The 21,876-nt window shown below is 51.5% G+C and carries 24 protein-coding genes and 1 tRNA gene; 2 read left to right on the forward strand and 23 right to left on the reverse strand.

From position 1 onward, the window contains the following. Window positions 1-73: 73 nt before the first annotated feature. From ppc to BMW84_RS21500, 22 genes are all read right to left on the reverse strand, one after another. Window positions 74-2,866 (reverse strand): phosphoenolpyruvate carboxylase, encoded by a 2,793-nt coding sequence (gene ppc / locus BMW84_RS21400; RefSeq protein ID WP_091071867.1) that lies wholly within the window; start codon window positions 2,864-2,866, stop codon window positions 74-76. 863 nt (window positions 2,867-3,729) lie between these two features. Continuing rightward, window positions 3,730-4,470, reverse strand: coding sequence for a M15 family metallopeptidase (locus BMW84_RS21405; protein ID WP_091071868.1), 741 nt, complete (start codon window positions 4,468-4,470; stop codon window positions 3,730-3,732). A 10-nt stretch (window positions 4,471-4,480) separates the two neighbouring features. Further along, entirely contained in the window at window positions 4,481-4,990 is a 510-nt protein-coding gene (locus BMW84_RS21410; protein ID WP_175498965.1) for a phage holin family protein, read from the reverse strand. A 77-nt stretch (window positions 4,991-5,067) separates the two neighbouring features. Further along, window positions 5,068-5,172, reverse strand: coding sequence for a CD1375 family protein (locus BMW84_RS24945; RefSeq protein WP_217646146.1), 105 nt, complete (start codon window positions 5,170-5,172; stop codon window positions 5,068-5,070). A 3-nt stretch (window positions 5,173-5,175) separates the two neighbouring features. Next, a complete protein-coding gene (locus BMW84_RS21415; RefSeq protein WP_091071870.1) occupies window positions 5,176-5,544 on the reverse strand; it encodes a hypothetical protein in 369 nt (122 codons plus the stop codon). A 29-nt stretch (window positions 5,545-5,573) separates the two neighbouring features. Beyond that, the gene (locus BMW84_RS21420; RefSeq protein WP_091071872.1) at window positions 5,574-8,468 is read right to left on the reverse strand and encodes a hypothetical protein; all 2,895 of its coding nucleotides are present in this window, start codon (window positions 8,466-8,468) and stop codon (window positions 5,574-5,576) included. Window positions 8,469-8,479: 11 nt separating this feature from the next. Then, window positions 8,480-9,001 carry a putative phage tail protein gene (locus BMW84_RS21425; protein ID WP_302848109.1) on the reverse strand — a complete coding sequence of 174 codons (522 nt, stop codon included), beginning with the start codon at window positions 8,999-9,001 and terminating at the stop codon, window positions 8,480-8,482. Window positions 9,002-9,093: 92 nt separating this feature from the next. Next, the gene (locus tag BMW84_RS21430; RefSeq protein WP_175498966.1) at window positions 9,094-9,429 is read right to left on the reverse strand and encodes a hyaluronate lyase N-terminal domain-containing protein; all 336 of its coding nucleotides are present in this window, start codon (window positions 9,427-9,429) and stop codon (window positions 9,094-9,096) included. 11 nt (window positions 9,430-9,440) lie between these two features. Then, a complete protein-coding gene (locus BMW84_RS21435; RefSeq protein WP_091071875.1) occupies window positions 9,441-10,361 on the reverse strand; it encodes a DUF2793 domain-containing protein in 921 nt (306 codons plus the stop codon). Between the two features lies 1 nt (window position 10,362). Then, window positions 10,363-10,776 (reverse strand): phosphoglucomutase, encoded by a 414-nt coding sequence (locus tag BMW84_RS21440; RefSeq protein ID WP_091071877.1) that lies wholly within the window; start codon window positions 10,774-10,776, stop codon window positions 10,363-10,365. A gap of 4 nt (window positions 10,777-10,780) precedes the next feature. Next, window positions 10,781-11,839, reverse strand: a complete 1,059-nt coding sequence (locus BMW84_RS21445) for a baseplate J/gp47 family protein (RefSeq protein WP_091071879.1) — start codon at window positions 11,837-11,839, stop codon at window positions 10,781-10,783. After that, the gene (locus BMW84_RS21450; protein ID WP_091071880.1) at window positions 11,832-12,269 is read right to left on the reverse strand and encodes a DUF2634 domain-containing protein; all 438 of its coding nucleotides are present in this window, start codon (window positions 12,267-12,269) and stop codon (window positions 11,832-11,834) included. Before BMW84_RS21450 ends, BMW84_RS21445 begins: the two co-directional genes overlap by 8 nt. Beyond that, window positions 12,266-12,559: a DUF2577 domain-containing protein gene (locus tag BMW84_RS21455; protein ID WP_091071882.1), complete on the reverse strand. Its 294-nt coding sequence runs from the start codon at window positions 12,557-12,559 to the stop codon at window positions 12,266-12,268. Before BMW84_RS21455 ends, BMW84_RS21450 begins: the two co-directional genes overlap by 4 nt. Window positions 12,560-12,565: 6 nt before the next feature. Beyond that, complete coding sequence (locus BMW84_RS21460; RefSeq protein WP_091071884.1) at window positions 12,566-13,528, reverse strand: XkdQ/YqbQ family protein; 963 nt, start codon at window positions 13,526-13,528, stop codon at window positions 12,566-12,568. 9 nt (window positions 13,529-13,537) lie between these two features. Further along, on the reverse strand, window positions 13,538-14,272 hold the full coding sequence (locus tag BMW84_RS21465) for a LysM peptidoglycan-binding domain-containing protein (RefSeq protein WP_091071885.1): 735 nt from the start codon (window positions 14,270-14,272) through the stop codon (window positions 13,538-13,540). A gap of 1 nt (window position 14,273) precedes the next feature. Continuing rightward, the gene (locus BMW84_RS21470) at window positions 14,274-16,577 is read right to left on the reverse strand and encodes a phage tail protein (RefSeq protein ID WP_091071887.1); all 2,304 of its coding nucleotides are present in this window, start codon (window positions 16,575-16,577) and stop codon (window positions 14,274-14,276) included. A gap of 192 nt (window positions 16,578-16,769) precedes the next feature. Further along, entirely contained in the window at window positions 16,770-17,192 is a 423-nt protein-coding gene (locus tag BMW84_RS21480; protein WP_091071891.1) for a phage tail assembly chaperone, read from the reverse strand. 118 nt (window positions 17,193-17,310) lie between these two features. After that, the gene (locus tag BMW84_RS21485) at window positions 17,311-17,781 is read right to left on the reverse strand and encodes a phage tail tube protein (RefSeq protein WP_091071892.1); all 471 of its coding nucleotides are present in this window, start codon (window positions 17,779-17,781) and stop codon (window positions 17,311-17,313) included. A gap of 1 nt (window position 17,782) precedes the next feature. Next, window positions 17,783-19,105 carry a phage tail sheath family protein gene (locus BMW84_RS21490; protein WP_091071893.1) on the reverse strand — a complete coding sequence of 441 codons (1,323 nt, stop codon included), beginning with the start codon at window positions 19,103-19,105 and terminating at the stop codon, window positions 17,783-17,785. Further along, complete coding sequence (locus tag BMW84_RS24875) at window positions 19,105-19,281, reverse strand: hypothetical protein (RefSeq protein WP_175498967.1); 177 nt, start codon at window positions 19,279-19,281, stop codon at window positions 19,105-19,107. The genes BMW84_RS21490 and BMW84_RS24875 overlap by 1 nt, the downstream gene beginning before the upstream one ends. Continuing rightward, the gene (locus BMW84_RS21495; RefSeq protein WP_368086735.1) at window positions 19,278-19,760 is read right to left on the reverse strand and encodes a phage tail terminator family protein; all 483 of its coding nucleotides are present in this window, start codon (window positions 19,758-19,760) and stop codon (window positions 19,278-19,280) included. The genes BMW84_RS24875 and BMW84_RS21495 overlap by 4 nt, the downstream gene beginning before the upstream one ends. Before the next feature lie 314 nt (window positions 19,761-20,074). Beyond that, complete coding sequence (locus BMW84_RS21500) at window positions 20,075-20,548, reverse strand: ArpU family phage packaging/lysis transcriptional regulator (RefSeq protein ID WP_091071922.1); 474 nt, start codon at window positions 20,546-20,548, stop codon at window positions 20,075-20,077. Between the two features lie 292 nt (window positions 20,549-20,840). Between BMW84_RS21500 and BMW84_RS21505 the strand changes: the two genes are divergently transcribed. After that, entirely contained in the window at window positions 20,841-21,269 is a 429-nt protein-coding gene (locus BMW84_RS21505; RefSeq protein ID WP_091071896.1) for a helix-turn-helix domain-containing protein, read from the forward strand. 44 nt (window positions 21,270-21,313) lie between these two features. After that, complete coding sequence (locus tag BMW84_RS21510) at window positions 21,314-21,727, forward strand: ImmA/IrrE family metallo-endopeptidase (protein ID WP_091071899.1); 414 nt, start codon at window positions 21,314-21,316, stop codon at window positions 21,725-21,727. A 73-nt stretch (window positions 21,728-21,800) separates the two neighbouring features. On the opposite strand, the gene BMW84_RS21515 is transcribed toward BMW84_RS21510, so the two are convergent. After that, a tRNA-Pro gene (locus BMW84_RS21515) sits at window positions 21,801-21,874 on the reverse strand. Window positions 21,875-21,876 lie beyond the last annotated feature (2 nt).

The raw sequence follows: 21,876 nt of genomic DNA on the forward strand, positions 1-21,876 counted from the left end.
CGTTAAAAAACCGTCCAGCCTGCTCAGGCTGGACGGTATGGCGAGCAATAATGGATCGCGGGCTGCAGCAAGATCAGCCGGTGTTCCGAAGACCGGAAGCAATGCCGTTGATCGTAAGCAGAACCTCGCGCAGAAGCTCGGCGTCGTCACCCTCGGCCTCGCGCAGCGCACGCAGCTCGGAGAGGAGCTGGACTTGCAGGTAGCTGAGCGGATCGACGTAAGGGTTGCGCAGACGAATCGACTCCTGAATAACCGGAACGTTATCCAGAATTTCCTGCTGCCCGGTAATCTTGAGGATCAGCTCCGAGGTCAGCTTGAATTCGGCTTCGATTTGTCCGAAGATGCGCTTGCGCGCTTCTTCGTTTTTGCCCATGCCGGCATATTCCTTGGCAATGATCAGATCCGCTTTGGCAATCGCCATTTGCAGCGTATCCACGAGTGTCGTGAAGAACGAGAAGTTGTTATACATATGCTGCATAATCTTCAGGTTCTCTTCTTTGCCGTCGTAGAAGCTTTGCAAGCCGGTTCCGGCCGCATACCATGCCGGGAGCAAATAGCGGCTTTGCGTCCAGGCGAAGACCCATGGAATGGCACGCAGGTCCTCGAAGCGGTCGCTGTTTTTCCGTTTCGACGGGCGGGAGCCGATGTTCAGCTCGCCCACTTCCGGCAGCGGCGTCGATTCCTTGAAGTAGGACAGGAAATCCGGATCGCGGAAGATCAGGTCCTGATATTTTTTAAGCGAAACCTCGGAAATGCGGGCCACGATTTCGTCCCATTTGGCTTCATACAGATCCGTCTGCGGTGTCCGGGCATGAATCGCAGCCGTTACGAGCGCCGAAGTCGCTTGTTCCAAACTGCGGTAAGCAATATCCTTCATCGAATAGCGGGAGGAGATGACTTCGCCCTGCTCCGTAATCTTGATGCCGCCGCCGATCGTCGAGGCCGGCTGGGCCAGAATGCTGCGGTTCAGCGGCAGACCGCCGCGACCGAGTGCACCGCCGCGTCCGTGGAAGAACTTCAGCTTCACGCCGAAATCGTCGGCTGTAGCCGTAATTTCTTTAAGCGCTACACGCAGCTCCCAGTTGGCGGTTACCACGCCGCCGTCTTTATTGCTGTCGGAATATCCGAGCATAATTTCCTGCAGGTTGTTCATGGCCCCTACCGCTTCACGGTAGATCGGCAGGTTCAGGAGTCGGCGCATAATTTGCGGCGCATTGTGCAGGTCGTCGATCGTTTCGAACAGCGGTACCGCCTGCAGCGTGCAGATGACCGTGCCGTCGTTGTCTTTACGGAACAAACCAACCTCTTTGGCGAATACCATCACCTCAAGAATATCGCTGCCCGCCTCCGACATACTGATCAGGTAGCTGGAAATGCACTGCTTGCCGTATTCCTGCTGCGCTTCGTAGATGGCCCGGTACACGTCGAGGCATTCTTCCGTGCTTTCGCTGTAATTCTGATACGGCGAGGTCAGCGGGCGCGGATCGTTCAGCAGCTTTTCCAGAAGCGTGATCTTGTCGTCTTCGGCCATCGTCGCGTAATTGTCGGCCATGTTCATTTTATTCAAAATTTCCGTCATGGCATTCTCATGCTCCTTGCTGTGCTGGCGCACATCCAAGGTTGCCGTGTGGAAGCCGAACAGCTCCACCTGACGGATCAGTTTCTTAATATAAGTGTCGGCTACATAGTCCGCAAAATGATGCCGCAGGCTGCGGTCGATCACGTTGAGGTCTTCGATAAACTCCTCCGGCGAGGCATAGCGTTCCGGGCTTCCTTTTTTCTCGTCGTCCAAAACGTTCTGGATCTTCGAAATCATGTAGCTGAGCTTGATGCGGTAAGGCTCTTTGTCATTGCGCCAGGAATCCTCGCGGGTCAGGCTGATGAGGCTGCGGTCCTTCTCGATGGAAGCCGTCAGCTCCGGCGTAACCTTGACGATGCTGGTGCTGAAGCTCAAATACTGCATCAGGCTGCGCATGATCCGTTGATATTCGCGGATGGCCAGCTTGCGCTGTAAACGCAACGTCTGGAGCGTCACTGCCGCCGTCACGGACGGGTTGCCGTCGCGGTCGCCGCCGATCCAGGAACCAAACCGCAGGAACGTCGGCACATGCCAGTTCTGGCCCGGATAGTATTTGCTTAGACATCGTTCAAGTTCTTGGTAAACGTCCGGCAGCACGGTGAACAGCGTCTCATGGAAGTAGTACATGCCGTTGCGCACTTCGTCCAGTACTGTCGGCTTGCGGTCGCGCAGTTCATCCGTCTGCCACAGAGTGATGACTTCATTAAGCAGCTTCTCGCGAAGCTGTTCGCGTTCCCTGAAGGTCAATGTCGGATTATCCAGTTCCATCACATCGGTAGAGATGCGTTTGTGGATATCCAGAATGGCGCGGCGCATCGCTTCTGTAGGGTGAGCGGTCATGACCAGCTCCAGCGACATGCCGTTCATGATCTCACGCACATCCTCATGCGAGAAATCCCGTTCGCGAAGCTCCTGAATCGCGCTCTCGATCGAGCCCGGCTGTACGGTCTCCCCAGCGGAACGCTCATAGTCGCGTTTACGGCGAATGCGGTGATTCTGCTCAGCGATGTTGACTAATTGGAAATAGATCGCGAACGCCCGTATCACTTGGTGGCGAATCTCCGGATCCAGCGCATTAATCAGCTCTTTAAATTCATTGTGCAGTTCAGGCAAAAATAATGAGCGCAGCGATTTGCTCGTCTCGCGGATTTTCTCCACGATCTCAAGCAATTCGTTGCCGCCTTGGTGTACCAAGACTTCGCCCAGTATATTCCCCAGGAACCGTACGTCACGCCGCAGCAAGTTGTTGGAGTTGTTCTTGCTGGCGGCAGTCGTAAGTTCGGTCATGCTGCTCCCCCCATCTCTTCCGAAATATTGCGTTAACCTTTGTCTATTTTGAAGCTTTCCTCATATCATACAATAAAACTTCGGGGAAATCTTCAACTTTATTGCGCGGTAAAGCGATACAGTAAATACGATTATACACCATATCGGCTATTTATGCAGGTTAAAAATAATTATGTATCTCTTCTTATTATAATGGCTGCGGGGAGCGGGGAATATGTACATCCGTAATTTGCGGGGAACGCGAAAAAACCCGGCCCTTAAGGGCCGGGGCGGGAGGTTATGTACATAAAAGGTATTGGGCACGTTCGGAGTAACGTTTGGTGTTGATTCGGCAGGCAAGCCGCGCTCGATTAGATGGCTTGAGCTGATTAGTGGGATAATGCCCCACTAAATCTGCCCAAAATGCCGAAATAACGCAAATAGAGGGAAAACGTCCCCCTAATTCGCCCAAAAACAGCATTCTGAAGACATCAAGGCCAAATTAGTGGGGCTTTTTCCCATTGAATTCTGATTCAAGGCTCTCGGCGAAAATTAGTGGGACATTTTCCCCTTGTATATTTGCTTAGTTCCTTTTTACCTTTGTTGAAGCTGCAACTTCGGCTTGGGGTTCCACAGTTACTTTACAGCTCAAACTCGCAATGGGAGCTTACCCTTTGATAGATACTCAAACAACAAACCATCCAATTCTTTTACATCTGCAACTCCTTCATATTCTCGAACCGGAGCCTGACATTCTACTTTGCAGGGTCTATTCAACTTGGAATTCGATATTCAATCCGCAGAATCATTTTATACTGAGATTTCCATTTGGCAGGGACAATTACTTACACAGTTGTTCGAAGCAACCTCAATACTGCCCGCGCTTACTTTCCGGTGACGATTTCTACCGTCTGTTCCGCTGCTACATAACCCACATTCGCACCAAGTGCTTCGGCTACGGCACGCACCGGCGCATAGGTCACGCCGTCTTCAATAAAACCGTCGGCAATTTTGACGCCGTTAACCTTAATGGGATTTGTCATTTCGCATTTCACCAGCTGTTCCTCCTTTGCGTTCATGATCCGGTATGCCGCCTCAACCGCAGCATCGGAAGGCTTCGCTCCGCTCCGTAATTCAGCCAGGGACAGCCCAAGACACATCTGCAAATGCGGATAGTCCTTGAAGCTGCTCCAATCGCCGCCCCACTCCATGCCAAGCGCTTTGGCTTCCTGTACCACTTCAGTCCAGTCAACCGTCCGGTCGCCATCGCCGTCGCGCTTCATATCCCAAGACACGCCCGTCCCGTCCGGCAGCAGCAGCGCAAAGTCCACCGCGAGCCCGTAATTATGATAGCTGTAACCGCTGCGCGCATTCGTCACTTTCGGCAGATCCGGCCGCGCCTTCACCTTGGACACTCCGGCGGCGTCCAGTTCCGTCTGCGTGCGGCCTTGTGCATAGAGCTTGTCCTGCTCCGCGGCCGTACGCATACCCTGCGTAATTAGGATGGGTACGCCTTTGGCAAAGCAGCGATCGATTAGCCGTCGGACGGCAGCGCTAAGGACGGGATGCAGGCCGATGAGGCGGACGGCGGATTTGGCTTGGATTTTTTCAATAGTTAATGGCATTACTGACCTCCTAGGCAGATTGATCATTATCGGGATGTTCAGGCTTGGCCGGGTTGTTTTTGGATTTATCGTCACTGAGCTGTAGCAGAAAATTTTTGACCTCCTGCGGCAGCGGCACGCCCAGCACGCCCAGATTTTCAACGATGCTTAAGCCTTCCCGCCCTGCATAGAAATAGATGGCCGCCGTGCGGAAGATCGGGATTCCCGGCTGAATCCAGTCGTCCATGAGCGAACACAGGCCGACGATAAACAGCAGCACCGCTTTGCGGACGCCGCCCCAAAACATCACCTCGGAGCTAACCGTCTTGGTCCGCATCGCACCCAGCACCCCGGTACCGTAATCGCCGACGATTAGCACAATCAGCACCAAGAGTCCCCGATCCCATCCGCCCAGCAGCCCCGCCACACTTCCCAGCACACCTGCCATAGCCGTAACTCCCCCCATCGCCACCTCCCGGCTCCCGGAGCCGATCGCGGCTGTATATATTGTCGTAACAATTTGTTTGATCGGATTCAGCATGTCACTCCTCCCTCAATATGAATAGCCCCCGGATGAGATCCAGGGGCAAAATAAAGACGCCTTCGCGGGCGCCGTCGTCACGCATGATCCATCAATTTTTGCACTTCTTCCCGGATAACAGCCGGTACATCGTCAATGGTCTTTACGCCTTTGCGGATCAGGTCCGCGTAGATTTTAGCCATGGTTTAGTTCACCTCCGCGCCTAGAGTCAAAATTTTCTCATATAAATCAGTTAAAGCTACCTGAACAGCCGTTGTTTCTTCCTGCGACGCAAGCATTTGTTCCAATAAAATCTGCATGTTTTCTTCTTGGGAAAACTCCCTGTCTTCCAGTTTGAAGAATAACTGATCCGTCTCTACATTGTAATAACGTATTGCATTTTTACCTCTGACAGTTTGAGGCTGCGCCGTATCAAGAAGCATGTTACTGTCGATAACTCGGGAAGTCCATCCATCAGGCGTAATAAAACCTTCGGGAATTTCATTCAAAGTATGATGAGCCGACATGATACGTAGTTCAACTTCATTTTCAATAGGTCCTGAAATAATTGCCATAGTATTATAGCCTCCTGATTTATATTCGTTTAACTTCTCACCATTTGCCAACGGGAACCAAAAACTTCAATAGTTGGTGGATAAGAATCTTTAAGATATTCGATTTTGTGATAGACAATACCGTGATCACTGTTCATGCTGTATGCCCCTGCCCAAGATCCGTTGGTTCTATAGCAGAACGTCCCACCTGATTTGGTGCCATAGGCGATATAACGTCCATCACCGGAAATGTGCGCTGAAGCACCGTAACCATCAGCCGATAAAGTAAGCGCCTTTCCAATTGAATTTGTGGAGTTTGTCCTTCTAAGAAGCACGTTCCGATCACCGCTGGATCCACGATGTCCGTACGCAATGAGCGCTCCATCTACGGTAGTTCTATAACTTATCCCCATTTCTCGAGAGTAGCCATAGTCTATAGTAGTTGCGTAGTACAATCCATAGGATATTCCAGATCCCCCGTCATGATAACCGCATGTTATTCCATCCGTGCTAAGTAAAGCGAACTGCCCGTTATTACTGTGTCCGAAGGAAATACCATAACAAGAAGTACTTCTGGGAAGACTATAGGCCGTGTAGTAATAGATATAACTTGATGAGGAACATTTGAAATGATACAAGTAGTTGGAAGTAATGCCCATAGGCACGAATAGATCACCGGCGCTCTCATTGAATGCCATTCCCGTAGAATAAGTTGGAAGGGACTGCGTAAGGGCAAGTGAGAAATTATTGTCCGCTATCCGATGGAATAAACGAACTGCATAACTTGAAAACGATGCAGCAATCCATTCTCCTCCATTAGGTGAACAACATAAATCATAAATAGCCTCAGTGCCGGAATAGAGTAAATATGGAGTGCCCACCGTTCCCCAAATATCTACAGAGGCCAAATATAATTCCCCTGTATTGTCAGAAAAAACAATGAGCCCATCATGAACCCAATCGACAAAATGTGTTTTCGTACGCGTCAGTGTCGACACCAGCACGAAGCTATCATAATTCCTGCGATAGACTTCAATAATATAGCCGTTATAACTGTATCCGGCGTATGCGACAGCTAGAAATTTTCCGTTAGGAGAAAATTTTGCCCTGCCAACAACATTGTTTGACGTCGCATTCGTTTTTGCCGAGCCTAATCCTGAAGCAGCTGTCACAGTGTTATCAAATAATACGTAATTAACTTGTTCCCCACCTACATAGGAGCCTGTCATTACCGTATTTCCTGTCCCCGAATATTTACCGATGTTAACCCCATAGGCGATATTTTCAGGCACAAGATTATTCACGGAGAACTGGACTTGGGAGTTTGAGTCGATATACCCGGTAGCACCATACGTATTTTTTCCTGTAACGAGACCTTGTGTTGTCGGAGCAGACGGGTGCCTTATGATCTCCGTGATATCTTCATAGCCACAGATTTGAAATTTCGTGTTCGAACGGTTAGTCATAGTCCCTGCAGTGCCTGCTATTGTCGTCCCAGATAATACATTTGCTGCAGGAACCGTCACTCCCGGTATAGTAATTGCCGTATCATAGATCCCTGCCGCTTTTACAATCGCAGACGGCCCCGGAGTTACTGTCCCTCCAGTCTGTACGGCCAATGTCCCCGTCACATCGCCTGTATCGGTTGCTGCTGTCTTCCCCGCGCGAATATCTCCTGCTGCTGCAGTACCGGAGCCACCCGCGCTATCTGCCAAAAAATCCGTCCCTACTTTGCGAAATGTATAGGGTTTGCCGGCTAGTAGTTTGCTGGCAGCATACGCAATACCTTTTTGATCCTTAAGCGGAACAGCGCCCAATCCATTTACATTAAGTGTTGGACTAGCTGAGTTAGCCGCATGCGGAACAATCGTAATACCGAACCCATCCGGTAAGCTCGCAGGTGCTGGGGTGAGTGTTACGGTATAGGCTGCGGCTGTCCCTGCTGTAGAAGCATAGGCGGGTTGCCTGATATAATCTACCAATGTAGTTTTCCCATCCAATTGTGTCTGAATTGCGCTTGTTACACCATCCAAATATCCATACTCTGTATTGCTTACCGTGCCTGTCCCGATTTTGCTTGCATCAATAGCTGCCGCAGCATTAATATCCACATTAACAATCGACCCGGCCGTAATGATTGCAGTTCCAGTTCCTGCCGCCATGGTAATATCCCCGGTAATGGCGGGAAGACGAGCTGCGGATAAAGTCCCGCTCGTTAAGTCTGTAGCAGAGCGGGTTGGCAAATCAGCTAACGATGCCCCGGTCTTGCTGATTTTGGTCCAGGCAATTGCCGCCGCGCTGTTTACATCAGCATCAACAATAACGCCTGGAGCAATTGCTGTTACTCCATCTCCTGTACTTGTGATGTCACCCGTATGATTGGGATGAACGTAATTGTTCGCCCCCGTTGCAACCCCATCCAGCTTCGCTTTATCCGTCGCGGACATCAGACCAGCGGCACTCGTCGTAGCTGCTACCGTCGACGCTTTGGCATTCCAGCTTGTTTTTTCTGCATCCGTTGTAAATCGATGGGTTGTATCTTCAACGACCTCCAAAGCGTTAACTGCTCCCCACGCCGCACTGCCGGCGGTTGATCCTGCCTTTAATACTTTGCCATTATTGGCTGTACCCGTTGCAGGTACGTGTTGGTTGCCGTCTCCGGTAGGATGCACATAACTATTTGCCCCTGCCGCCACCCCATCGAGCTTCGCTTTATCCGCCGCGGACATCAGGCCTGCTGCGCCCGTTGTAGCCGCCGACGTCGAAGCCTTGGCATTCCAAGTGGTGCGCTCCGCAGCCGTAATATGCTTAATCGCATCAGTGGTATGATCCTGAACGGCTTTCACAGCCGTATCCAAAATGTCCATATTGCCGTTCAAGTCAGCGATATCGACAATGTCTGTTCCGTCTGGCTTTTTGAGTCCCAAATTGCCCGTCGTCTTCATGATTCACACTCCTATTGGTATACTCTTAACTCGTTCCACGTTTTAGCATGCGCAACATTCCAGGTGAGCACTTTGACCGAATCCCACCATGTATAGGTGAACACATAGCTACACTCCAGATGGGCCGGCTTGATTTCTTCAATGATTTGAATGAGCCCTGACATATTTGCCGGTATTCCAAGCGTGCCTACAAACCGGACTTCAAAACGGTATTCCCCAGGAAGCTCTGCCACTTCGACATCCCCGCCTGAAAAAGCGGAAGCTGTTCGCCGGATCATCTCCGGCGTTGTGGTGCCGTTGCCGCGTAGCTTGGCTTTGATCATCTCTCTGCGGGTGGCAAATGACTTTGCCTGATCCGTGGTTAACCCAAGCAGACACTCCCAGCGGGAGAGTCCCCAGGTCGCCGATTCGATAATACTCTGCCTGGAGCTGTCTTCGATGGAAGAGGCAAGCAAACCGCATTCATCCCCAGCAGAGTCCTGAATGCGTTCCATTTCCTGGACGCCTTTATAAAACTCAGGAAGATACCTCATAAGGTCTATCGGCTGAAGCTCCGGCCCTTCCTGCAATGGGCTATCAACCGAATAGGGTAAAACTCCGTATACGTTATTGCCATAGGCCATGGTTACACCCCCTTGAGCTGATTCCAGGTCAGCGGCCCGAGAGGCATATAATTGTGAGAATGAGTTTCAGGCGGAAATACAGCCGGTTTTCCGTCTACTCCGGACCAAGGAACACTATCGGCGGACTGAGCATAGTCAACCTTCCCGTTGTTATTCGTATCGTAAATACTCTTCAGCATATCTCCAGCAGTCTGGGAAGCGGCCAGTAGAATGTTCCCGGCGGAACTTCCGATATACAGCTTCCCCGTGTCCGTGCAAAAACCCATTTCACCTGCTGAAAGTACCCCCAACGCACTTTCAAGGCCGCGACGGATTTGGATCAATACATTTCTAGCCATATCCCTGCCTCCTAGAATGTGCCGCCGTCGATGACGGCTACCATCATCCGATTGCCGTTCGCTGCATCGTATATGATACTGCTGCCGTCAATGTTAGCGGCAACACCGTTGCCGTCCACCTGTATTCCTTTACCGGCATTAACTGTCTGAAGTGCTCCGCCTGTACGCACCCAAGCACTGCCGTTCCAGCTGTAAACCTTTTGCTCATCGTCGACGTAAGCAGACCAGCCGACGGCAGGTGGATAGAACACCCAAATAGCAGACTGATATTCTGCGACCTGCGTTGATTTCCCCAGCCATGCACCAGTTGCACCGGCTGCCACAATGTAGCGGTCGCCTTCCGCCGGACTGGCTGGAGGGGTACTCAAGTTTTGGTCTTTTACGGATGCTTGAGGTTCGATATTATGTTTGGCGAGCTCAATCTCGTTACGGATCTTTTGCGCTGACCACAAATCGGTAATTGCCGTTCCCGCGTCATTAATAACCCGGTGTTTTGCCGCATCATCGATGTGTGTTTTGATTTCTGCCGCCGTCTTGACATTGGTACCGTCCGATACCTTGTTGACATGTCCGGCGCTTATATCCGCTTTGAGCACTTTAGCATAAGTTACCCCGTCCGTGATATCATCGACGGTCCCCGATAAATCCGTCAGTTTTTGCGAATTTACCCGTCGCCACGCCGCACCGTCGTCGAAATACAAATATCCGCTATTGGTCCCGCTGCTCACATAATAGAAGCGCCCGGCCGCTGCCACTCCCGGACGCGAAGCTTCAGGTCCTGACAATGCGCGGCCAACAAAAGAATTGGAGGCTCCATCTCCGATATAAATCTCTTTCGTATCGGTACAAAACCCCATTTCCCCGGCCTGAAGCGCCCCATACGTTGACAGCTCTGCGCGGGTGCCCCGTTTGATTTGAATGGTTTGTGCCATTTTACACCCCTTTTTTAAACGTTCCGCCGTCAATTAGTCCCACAGATTTGTAGCGTTCAAGCTCATTTTGCACCGCGGTGAGTCCCGTTTGCAGCACATTAATATCCTCCGCTTCAACGGTATCGCCCGGCGTTTCATAGGTTACATACACCTCAGGAACCTGTGCATACACGGCAATCAGCCGCTTCCAGGGCGCCTCATCGGGAAAAGATACTGCAAAGTTGCGGAGCTCTGTCCCGCTGTAACCGGGACCGGTAAAGACGGTTATCGTCTGACTGTTGATATTGTCATGAGCTAAAAATCCGTTGTACGCCCCGTTTTTCAATTGAATTTTTTCTTCGATGACGTAAGTGCCGCCGTTTGCTCTTTTATTCAGCTTTTCTTTGAAAACATCAATTTGTCCAGGATACGGCATTACGCTACACCTCCAAAATAGCAGCGCCGAATAGAGGAACTTCGGTTTCGCTGAGCAGCACATTACCGGTTCCCCCGTTCAATTTAAGATCGCTATAGTCGACGACCCCCTCCGCACTCAGCAGCAGTGATCCGATCACCGATTGGCTGATATAGGTTGCATCGAATGCCTTTTCTTTACGGTATTTTTCCAAAATGACCTGAAACGCCTGAATCACTGCCTGAAGCGCATATCCGGAGGCCAAACGGACCTTGGCATTGACGCTGATCGTTTTCCCGGCAGCCGATACTACGGTGACTACCGCTCCTACAGGAGCTTGGCCATCCCCTTGTCCCGAAGCGGGATCGATATATTGCTGCACTTGAGCCACTAAATGTTCGGAGGCAGGCCGCTTTTCCGCATCCACGATAACGACCTTAACCGTCTTAGGACCGGCCCATAATGGAAAAACCCTAGATCCCCCCACGCCCTCAATCTGCTGCGCCCACTCCATATAGTGGTATTTATTGCCGCTCGTTGAAGGTCTTCTGGCCGTATTTAAATAGCGCTGGCGCAGACTTTCATCCGTTTCGGCATCCGTACCGGGAACCAACAATTCCGTAACTTCTCCGCGGGCCAAGCCAGAGATATAGTCCAGCGGTAAAAGCGTGCCGGTATACCGGTTCCCTTCATCCCCGGCGCTTTCGCATTCCAGCCGGTAGCTGCCGGGAGACAGCTTCTCGACGGCGGTATAGTTCATAAGCTCTACCGTAAAGCGGCTGCCGAGCGGAACATCCACCAGTTCGCCGCTGCCGCCATAAAACTGTCCGCGAAGTTGCGCTTTGCCCGCCGGTCGCCGGGTGATGCCGGTCCAGGCCACGCAGCGCTCCAGGTATTCGCCATCGGCCGTATCGGCAAAATACAAATTGCGGTTCACATCCAGCTCCGCATACATCTGCGCCATTTCCGCCGCGGCAGGAGCCAGCGCATCGTAGATGATGCTGCCTTCGCGTTTATCCATGGTTTCCGGAACGCGGTTCAGCATCCGCAGCAGCACCGTCTCAAACGTTTGATCCTCATACAAGACCCATCAACTCCCTTCTCAGAGAAAAATCGCCGTAAATGCTGACAACGGTACAGCTGTAGCTGGCCGTATCGCCTTCAAATGCCACTTCCACATCCTCCAGGGAACGGATGCGTTCATCCTGCAGCAGCGCTTCGCTCACTATCCGTTTCAGCTCCGAGCGGGCCAAGAGCCGCTCCCGGCCCACCACCAGATTCCATTCCGTCCCGTAATCGGAGCTATAGATCAAGTGAGCAAAACGTTCGGTTTGCAGCACTTTGGCCGCTGCCTGTTTCACCGCATCCAGCGTGTCAATGCTGCCGCTGATCCGGCCACGCTCAGTATCCAGGCGGTATGTCCGGCTTGGACCGGGCGTCTGCAAGTCTAGGGAGCCGGAGCCTGTAACCAGCTGCGAAGTGATCGGCCCATCCTTGCCGATGGCGGGAATCATGGCTCCACCAGCCGATCCAGCACGATATAGCTTTGTCCGCCCTGCATGCGCATCAGCAGCACCCGGTCTCCCGGCATCAGTCCGCGGCGAACGGTATGCTTCGTCCCATTAAACTCCACACTGCTCTCCATGACCGTCTCCGGCAGCACCAGTGCTGCACCGGATAGCCTGATCCGTTGATTCAGCTCCACTTCCAGCGGATCCGCTACAGTCACGAGCCCATAAGCCAGAGACACCGGGTTGGTATTCGCAACTGCGCCGAGGCTCGCTTTTTTGATAATATCCAACATAAATGGCTACACCACCTTAATATCGAGGGACATCGTATGTTCCCCTCCGGAAATTTTGTGGCTGCACTGATCGACCAGAAATAACTGGGTCTCCATCTCCTCCAGCAGCACATAAATGAAATTCCCCGCCCGGACGCGCAAATCGCCGATGGCCTGCACGGACAGGCTGTATTTCTCCCGGTTGTGCAGCTTCAGCAGATTGTTGGCCTTTTCCATGATCTGTGCGTCATTGGCCTGGTCATCCGCCTTTTGATAGAGCTGCAGAATCCCCCAGCGCGCCACATTGTCTTTATCCGCAACCGGGAAAAACTCGCGTTTGCCCGTCACCTCGTTGTCCTTATATAGAAAAATCGTATTGTACGTATCGTCGTCGATGCTTTTTTTCAGCGAATAATCGTAAAGGGAATGTCCGGCGCCCAAAATCACATTCAGCAGCATATGCTCCGGCCCGCGAAGCGTCAGCTTTCCAAAGTCATCGTAAAAGGCCATCAGTCTGCCCTTGTTCTGCAGCTCACCGCCGACTGCATTCATGATGATATCCAGCAGTTTCTTGTCATCTTCAATTAATGAAGGAATCCGGTACTCCGCCGCATCCAGCGCTCCGGTCTTTAGGCCGTGGTCCTTGGCGATTTTGGAGATCAGTTCGCTGGCCGTTATATTTTGCAGCACATAGGTGCCGTTAGCGAGCAAATAGCGGACCTGATCATAGGCGGTCACTGAAATCTCCTGATCCGATCCGGTATCGATGCTGAATACAAAACCGTAAAACACGTCGATGCCGTCTTTGCTGAATTGGAGGATATCCCCGTTTTCGATCTTGAATTTCGGATGCTGATAAATGCCGCTGTCCACAAGCTTAAGCTCCAGAGTCGCTGGCTTGCCGGATCGGGCTGTTTTCCATGTAATATCGGTCGCAATGCCGGCAATATCCCAGATTCCGCCGTCTTTGTTTTTGATAAGCAGTTCCATGGCGCCCTCCTACGACAGCTTGATGACTCTGCCGATTTTGAGCTTTTTGGTCTCGCTGTCCGAGATACCGTTCAGCTTTTGGAGCTGTTTCCACTTGCCGCTGTCGCCAAGCATCTTCTGGGCAATGCCGCTGAGCGTATCCCCCGCTTTAATCGTGTACGTTTTAGGAACGCTCTTGTCGTTGGGGCGTTTCGTCTGAACCTTGACCTCTTTGTCTACTGTCTTAACGGCCAGCGATTGGTAGAACTCATATTTTTTAAGTGCAAGCTGGTATTCAATATCTCCTGAGGAGCCGGCGCTAAGCTTCCAGGAGAAGCTTTCGATGCTCATTGGCATATTTACGCCAAGATCCCCCTTGTCCGCCTGATCCGAAGCTGCTTCGGCATCCACTTTGGTTGAGCCTGAACTTCCTTTCAAGCTCTGCAGCCCGCTGAACACAAACCGGATTGGCTTGCGGCTGGCCATCCATTTTTTTATCAAAGTAACATACTCATAAGGCCTAAGCAGCCGATCAGCTTCCTGCTCCGGATAAACCACAAACGGGTAATACTGCGCCGGAAAAATACCCTCGAGCGAAATCTCCGCTAGCTTCGGATACATAATGGCATTAATTTCGCCGCGGTCGACGATCGTGTAGCTTTTACTGTCGCCCGCTTCTTTGATCTCCAGCGTTTCCGGGTTGACGGGCAGCCGGATCACTTCCGCAAAATTATTGAAGCCCAGAAAAAAACCGTACTCTTCCACGTTATCCGTACACCCCCTGTGCGGTGGAGATGAACTCCTCGTTCAGCTTTTGCCCGATTTTGTTGATGATGGAGTCAATATCTCCTGCATTATTAATGTTGCCCGTTGTTACCTGCACTGTAGGCGTAAGCTCCACAAAATTTTGAATCGACTGGATCTCGGCCAGCTCGCGAAGCATCTTCAAGTCGTCACTGGAAATATCCACGCTGTTCTTGATATCGCCGATTTCGTTAACACGGTTAACGGTGTTGAGGTTGTTCCCGGTAATATTAGTGGTGCTGGCAAATGGGTTGGACGTCGGTTGAGGTATCGGTGGATTCTGGACTGGTGGATTCGGGACTGGAGGATTTCCTGTTATTTTGGATTCATCCCCTGGATGCTTTTTGTTCCACTCCTCGAGGATCGCATTTGGATCTTTACTATCACCTTTTCCCAATCCAATAGAGTCCTTTAACTTGTCCATATCGAAATCCTTGGTCCAATCCGCTGCGGCATCAAAGGTTCCTTCTATTCCCTCTTGAAGGCCTTCTTTGAATTTGCTGCTGTCAACATGCTCAAGCTCCAGATTCACCTTGGAATCCAAACCTATAAATTTGCCGACCGCTCCGATGACCTTATTAATGCCATCGAGCAAGAAGTTTACCGCATCAATAATACCGTTGGTAAATCCGGTCCAACAATCAATAACAAAACCTACAAAGTTTGCAACGATCTCTCCGATGCCTCGGAACAGTTCCGCCATGAAATCCCGCACCGGTTGCAGCGCCGCAATAATGCCAAGGAATGCGACGATCAATCCAATAACCAGACCGATGACGAGTGCTATCGGGTTGGCACTCATGACGGCATTATAGATTGCCGTAGCTGTAGTAACGATCCCCATTGCGATAGCCTGCATATTTGTAGCAATCGAGGCGGCGAGCATAGCCAATCTATAGGCAATTACACCGGCAACGATCCCTAAAATTATTGGTAAGACTACCGGAAGCGTAGTGCTTAACACATCCCATAAGTAAAGTGCTCCCTGCACAACACCCATGAATCCTTCTGCCAACATGCCAAGCCCCGCGGATAATCCATCAATAACCGGCTGAAACGACCCGTCGGCGAATGCCTGATTCAGCATATCAAGCAAAGGCGACAAAGCCTGTAACGCCCCTTCTCCGATAGAAGCCAAGGAATTATTGTAATTGCCAAGAAGCGCCTGCCACTGGTTGACCGGCGAGTCCATCATCGTTTGCAATGCAGTGCTGGTCATTCCCGCCTTATTCATGATTCCGTCAAGCGTACTCAGGAAGGCTTCCATATTTCCAGTCTTCGCTACAATATCTAACCCGCCCATATCCGCCTCATCTAAATTGAGCATCGAGGCCAAATCGCCTGAATCTCCGTCAAACGCGGATTGAATTGCAGATGAAGTATCACCGATATCTTTCTCTTCCGGTGATAACATGCTTAGCCTTGTCGAGTAATCCATCAGCTTGTCCAGTTGTTCCGTATTCTGGGTATGAGGATAAAAGGTCAATGCGCTCTGCATAGATTTGTTTACGTCTTGGCCCGTAACCAGCGCACGCTGCTTGAATTTTTCAAACATTGCGCTACCGACGTCATTTTCACCGGTTTTGGCTTTGAACATGTCTTCCCATTTCTGTTGTTCAGCCGCCGGTGCCAGCACCTTTTCCATAGTGTCTTTTACTTTGCCATATACGCCGCTGACTTTGTCAAAGACACCCGTCATCTTATCCCAGGCACTGGATTGCTTCGTAGCCTCTGCCGTGCCGCCTTTTGCAGCATCATTTAATTTTTCCTGGGCTTTTACTGCTTGTTCAATTGGAGGCCCAATCTTACTGCCAAGCGGCTCTTTCCCGTTATTCACAACATCATTCAGCTTCGTTTGGGCGCGCAATGCATCTCCCTTCGGAGCCTGAAACTTTGTTGCCCCAGCGTCAGATCCGCTGTTCATCGCGTCATTCCGCTTTGCCTGCCTATGGACAGCTCCTCCTTCCGGAGTCTTCAACTTTTCATAAGCGGGGGCTTTTCCACGGTTGGCCGCATCAGCCAGTTTCTTTTGCGATTTGACTGCACTGCCAGAGGAGCCTTCAATTTGCGCAGATGAAACATTGTAATTGTTAACGATGTTATATACGGGATTATTAACAATTTTCAATTTGATTCGGTTCAACGTCGCAGAAAATGATGCGGAAAGATTGGCCGACAACTGGTTGGTAACTTGTTTTGATAAATCGGTGATCCAATTGTTGTTGACCTGCTGAACGCCGGCTATATTGGCCTGATTAAATGCCATTCATTCACCCCCTTCATTTCTTTCTCCCCTTGCTCCGCGCACGGTCGCGTTTCTCCTTGTCCACGCGAACGGAGATCATCGCATAGATCGCCGCCCGTTCGCGGGTGGACAGCTTCATCAGCTCATGCGGCAGGATGTGCAGCTCGTGGAGGGCGTAGTACGCCAGGTTGGCTTCGCCGTCGCCCTCGTTGATCAGTTTTTTACTTCGTCCACCAGCTCGTTCATGTCGGTGCCGAAGCCGTTAAGCGCCTGTACACGCTCTCCGAGCGCAGCGAATTCGCCGGGCAGCAGCATTTTGCGCAGCAGCGACTCCGCACCGAGCACGCCATAGGAGCGCTGCAGCTCGCTATTTTTCAAATCAGGGTGTACGATGCTTGAGGTCATCAGCTTGGCCATATAGTCATTGGGATCGATTTCGGAGGTATACACACCGTTCTTCCCTTTGACCTTCCGGGTAGCCGCCTTACGGCATTCCTGGTTCTCGTCCTCCGTCATGCTGCGCAGCTTCCAGGCCGCCGCTTTACCGTCCTTATCCTTGAATCGCTGCGAAACCACAAATTCCTCTGTCGTATCGCAAGCGGCATTTTGGGCAAAAAATAGACTCAGTTCGCTCATATTCATCCTCCTAAGGGAATTGTTCATCTGCCAAGCAGAGAAAAGACCCGCCGTGAAGCCTCACGTCCGGGCCGTTTGCTCGTGCCGGAATAGTATGGTTATAGATTACGCGCTGGCATTACTGGCCTGAGCCGGCCGGAGCGACGAACGCCTGCATCAGTTCCACATCTTCAAACGTAAAGCTGACTTCCTCTTCCAGCGCATCCGATTCCGTATCCAGCGATGCCATAATTACGCTGTCCAGATTGACGCCTTTCAGCATGATGCGCTGCGCGCCAACCGTAGAGGACGGATCCTCGTTGGTGACGACGATATCGAAATACTGGTCAATGCCGGTCTTCATGTAGTCCAGCATCAGCTGCCGGAAACGGCTCGTCATATAAAAAATCGTCATCGAACCGCTTCCCGACCAGCCGGTCGCTTTATGCTGCACGCCGCGGCGTCCGAGCGTTTTCACTTCCGCCTTCTGTTTTTCAACAGTGGCCTCCAGCGTCTTCACGTAGAACATTTCCTCCGTCTGGCCGTTGATCGTGGCGTAGGCCCGGCCCTCCTGGCCGGACAGGGTATCGCTCGCTTTAAGGAATGTCATCTTAAACCACCTTCACTTTCATGTATACTTTTTCAACCGAATCCACCGGCTTCACGGCGACCTCAAGCAGCACGCTGTCGGTATCGTCGCCAGGCGTTACGGTAATGTCCTTTTGCGCGTCAAAGCCCTCAATGGCTCCGATGCCCTGCAGATCGTTCATGTAATTCACGCATTGCGACCAGAACAGCGCCCGGCCGTCCGCATGGTTCGGCACTTTGCCGATAAAATAATTCTCGAAGATCCGCTTCAGATCGCCGGAGATCGCATCCAGCACGCGCAGCACGCGGTTTTTGGCAAACGGTTTGCCTTTATTGGGCGAAAATCCTGTAAAGGTGTTAATGTCCTGCTCCACAACGGCACGTCCGTCGTTATAGGTGAACAGCAGTTCGCCGCCCGAGAGCGTCTCTACCGTCTCAGAATGGCTGAGCCGCACATCCGCATCGACCGCATCGTCATAGGCTTGGTAAGTAAGCGATTCGTTTACCGCAGCTGCCGCGGTAGCGCCGGCTACCCAAGCGGTTGCCTGCGTTTTACTGATCACCGTGCCGTCGCTGAGGATAACCCCGTTGGCGACACTGATAATACCTTCATAATCGGCGGCAGCGTAATTCGCCAGCACCGCCTGCACTTTTTTGCCTTCGGTTTCACGCAGACGTTTGACGAAGGAGGTATACAGCGCCTTAAGCGAGCTGTCATCGGAGAGAAGTGCCACCGTCTGGAAATCTTGGACTTCCAATTTTGCGAGAAAATCGCTGTAATTCGCATTCGTAACGGCGCCATCCGCCCCGCCGGTAAGCGGCATACCTGCCGTCAGCGCCAGGGTAGCGGGACTGTTTTCCGCAAAAACCACATAATCATTCGCCTTCAGCTCCGCCGCACTGCCCACGGTTTGCTTGTCTACCTCCGCGCCGGCCAGCAGCGTAGTCACGTCAAAGCGGGTAGCATTGTCGATATTTTTCTCGATGACAACTGAGAGATCGTTGCCGCGTTCGCCGCCGTACCGGGCCGTGACACGCAGGCCGTTACCGGTAATCGTCGCTTTTGCGCCTTCGTTAAGCCGGTACAGCAAAAGCGTACCCCCACGCTTGAGCACTTCCCGCACCGGAAGCAGCACGCTTGCCGTCAGGTCATAGCCGAGAAGTTTACTGAAGTTGTCCTGCGCCGTCACCTTAACAATCGTACCCGCTTCGCCCCAAGGCAAGGATAACGCCAAAGCGGCAACGCCGCGCTCACCCATTTTTCCAATCGAACCGTCCGTTGTAGCTACGTTCACGTATACCCCCGGACGCACCTTATTCTGTGTCAACCAATTTCCGCCTGCCATTAAATAACCTCCTTATTTAGAAAAAGCTTCAGCATTTCCCTCGCTTCATCCAGCGAATACGTTTGATCTTCCTTCAGCACTACGTTCAGCGCATCTCTTTCCACGCGGCTGAAGCGCGCCGATTGCAAAATCTGTTTTTTTCCGAAAGTATCGGGGCCCTGCAGTGGTTCTGTCATCCCAATCGTTCCTCCTCCAGCAGTTTGGCCATCCGGATCTCATCCTCCGTCTGCAGCTCCAGCAGCAAAGGCACCATGAACTCGGCAGTAAGAAGCGGCCCCTTCTCCGCAGTTCCGGCTTCCCAAAGCAGCTTGAGCATGCGAAACTCGGAGGAGCCGTTCACCTCTTCAGCCAGTGCCTCGCACACCTTGTCCGCCAGTCCTTCCGCCTCAAGGGCTTCCCCTTGCTCATAGCGGATACCGAACCGGTATACGGCCAAATACCTGCCTCTGCGCTGCCGCTCATGGGCGGCCGAGATCAGTTCCAGCGTGAAATACGCCGCAGCCGGCTTCTCTCCCTCCACATATAGCGGCGTCTCCGGAAAAGCCCGGTTCAAGCCGGCCGCGATATACGCTCTAACCTGATGTACCGTTATTGGTCCCTCCCTTCGGTTAATATAGATATCAAAAACGGATACCCTCCACCAATGGGAAGGCATCCGCTCTTGCAGGGCAACGGGGCAAAGATCTTTTCACCGCTCGGTGTACCCGGCCTGTCCGGCGGGGCTAAATGGTGGAGCATTCATGCTCCTGCGGTGTCTTTGTCCTCGATTGCCATGGTATAATCATACCCCCTTTATTTCCTTGCGGAGGCGGAGGAGCGGCTGATTTAGGAAGAGGTTCCGGAGAGATTAGGTCGGGGAGGCAGCGGGTTTACGCTGGATTCATGGAGGCGCCGGTACATCCCTTAGCAGCAAAAAAGCCGCAGCATCTCGAATGGAGATGACACGACCTTAGGCGGCGGATTATCAAGTTATGCTTTACGTTTCGCCTTGATCAGCGGCCCCAGCGGCAGCAGCCCCAAATCGGCAAAAGCGAGTGCCATTTTATAAAATGCCTTGGAGCGAATCTTCACGTAGGTATCTTTGCTGACCGGTGGATCAAATACATGATTGTATATCGTGTAATCGTACATCTCGTCCCTTTTTAAATAACGCTCCCTCACCAGCTGCTGTTCTCTATCCTCCAGCCGCTCCACGACCGAATCTATCGCCGCGCAGTAAGCTCTTCGGGCCGCAGGAACATCTACATTATATACGGCAACGGCTGCGGTAGAATCGGAAACAGTGTTTGTGGGGCCATGAAAACGTTCCGTATACCCATAAGTAGTCTGGATCTCTCTGGCCTCGAACGTAACAGTTTTATATATACGGTACTTTTCAAGCATATTTTCAATGGCATTTTGGGTCAGGCGACGGTCAAGCTCAGGTAAAATCGATAACTGCATCATTCAGGTTGCCCCCTTCGGATTGGGTAATAGAAATGAATACGGAAATTCTGCGCGACATATGCTATAATGCTCGTGTTCGCATTTTGTTCGCGTTTTTCTATAATGTACCATTTCATTACCAATCCGTAAAACGTCGTTATAAGCGGTTTTGGGGCAAAAACAGACATTTATCCCCTCAATTCTTACCTTTTGGGATGTTTTTATAGCTTTACTTTTACCATTTGGTAATGGTAATTTATAGTTGGCATTATTGCATGAACTGAACATTATCGGACAGGAGTTGTTTGGCATGGCTGAAACGTTTGGGGATTATTTAAGAAGACTCCGGGAGCAAAAGGGGCTGAGCATTCAGCAATTAGCCGCTCACGCCGGAATCAGCGGGGCACAGATCTCAAGGATCGAAAACGGCATTCGCGGGATTCCAAAACCGGCGACGCTGCGCAAGATTTCTGAAGCCGTCGGCATCGGCTATGAGGAACTCATGGAACATGCCGGTTATTTGAACGAAACGTCTGGAGCGAAAGACCCGATGGACATGCCAGCGTGGGCTACTTCCAAAGACAAACGCGATTTCCGAAAAATGCTGGAGGATGACGGTGAGTTGATGTTTGATGGAATTCCTTTAAGCCAGGAAGACCGGCAGCGGATTAAAGATGTGTTAACCGGATTGTTCTGGGAAGCAAAGCAGATGAACAAGCGAACACCACAAGATAAATGAAGCTTTGCCAAGCATTGACTATAACAAGCTGCGGGTGAATCAAGATGGATGAGCTGATTAAACGATTGGTCAAAAAATATAAAACCACCAACCCCTTTGAACTGGCCGAAGCTCTGGGTATTCATATCCGCTATATGGACCTGGGAAGCTGCACCAAAGGGTTATACTTCCGTAAGCTCAGACGTAGATTTATTGTCATTCATTCCGATTTACCGGTAGAGTGGCAGCGTTTTGTGTGCGCCCATGAGCTTGGCCATGATCGTCTGCATAAAGGTATTAACCGATTTTTTCTGGAGGAGCATTCGTTTTTTGCGCCGGGCAAGCTGGAACGGCAAGCTAACCGCTTTGCGCTTAAGCTTTTGACGGCAGGCATGGAACCGGATCAGGATGAGCCGCTGCAGCGCTATTTCATGCGGATCGGCATCCCGCCGGAGGTTTCCTACTGGCTCGAAGAGTGAGGAGATTTCAGCTGAAAAACAAACAAAAAACTCCTACCGAAGTAGGAGCTTTCTGCCAGCCTAGGCTGTGTGATCGGGATGACACGATTCGAACATGCGACCCCCTGGTCCCAAACCAGGTGCTCTACCAAGCTGAGCTACATCCCGTT

The organism is Paenibacillus sp. NFR01 (genome assembly GCF_900111565.1).
GTDB lineage: Bacteria > Bacillota > Bacilli > Paenibacillales > Paenibacillaceae > Paenibacillus_AQ.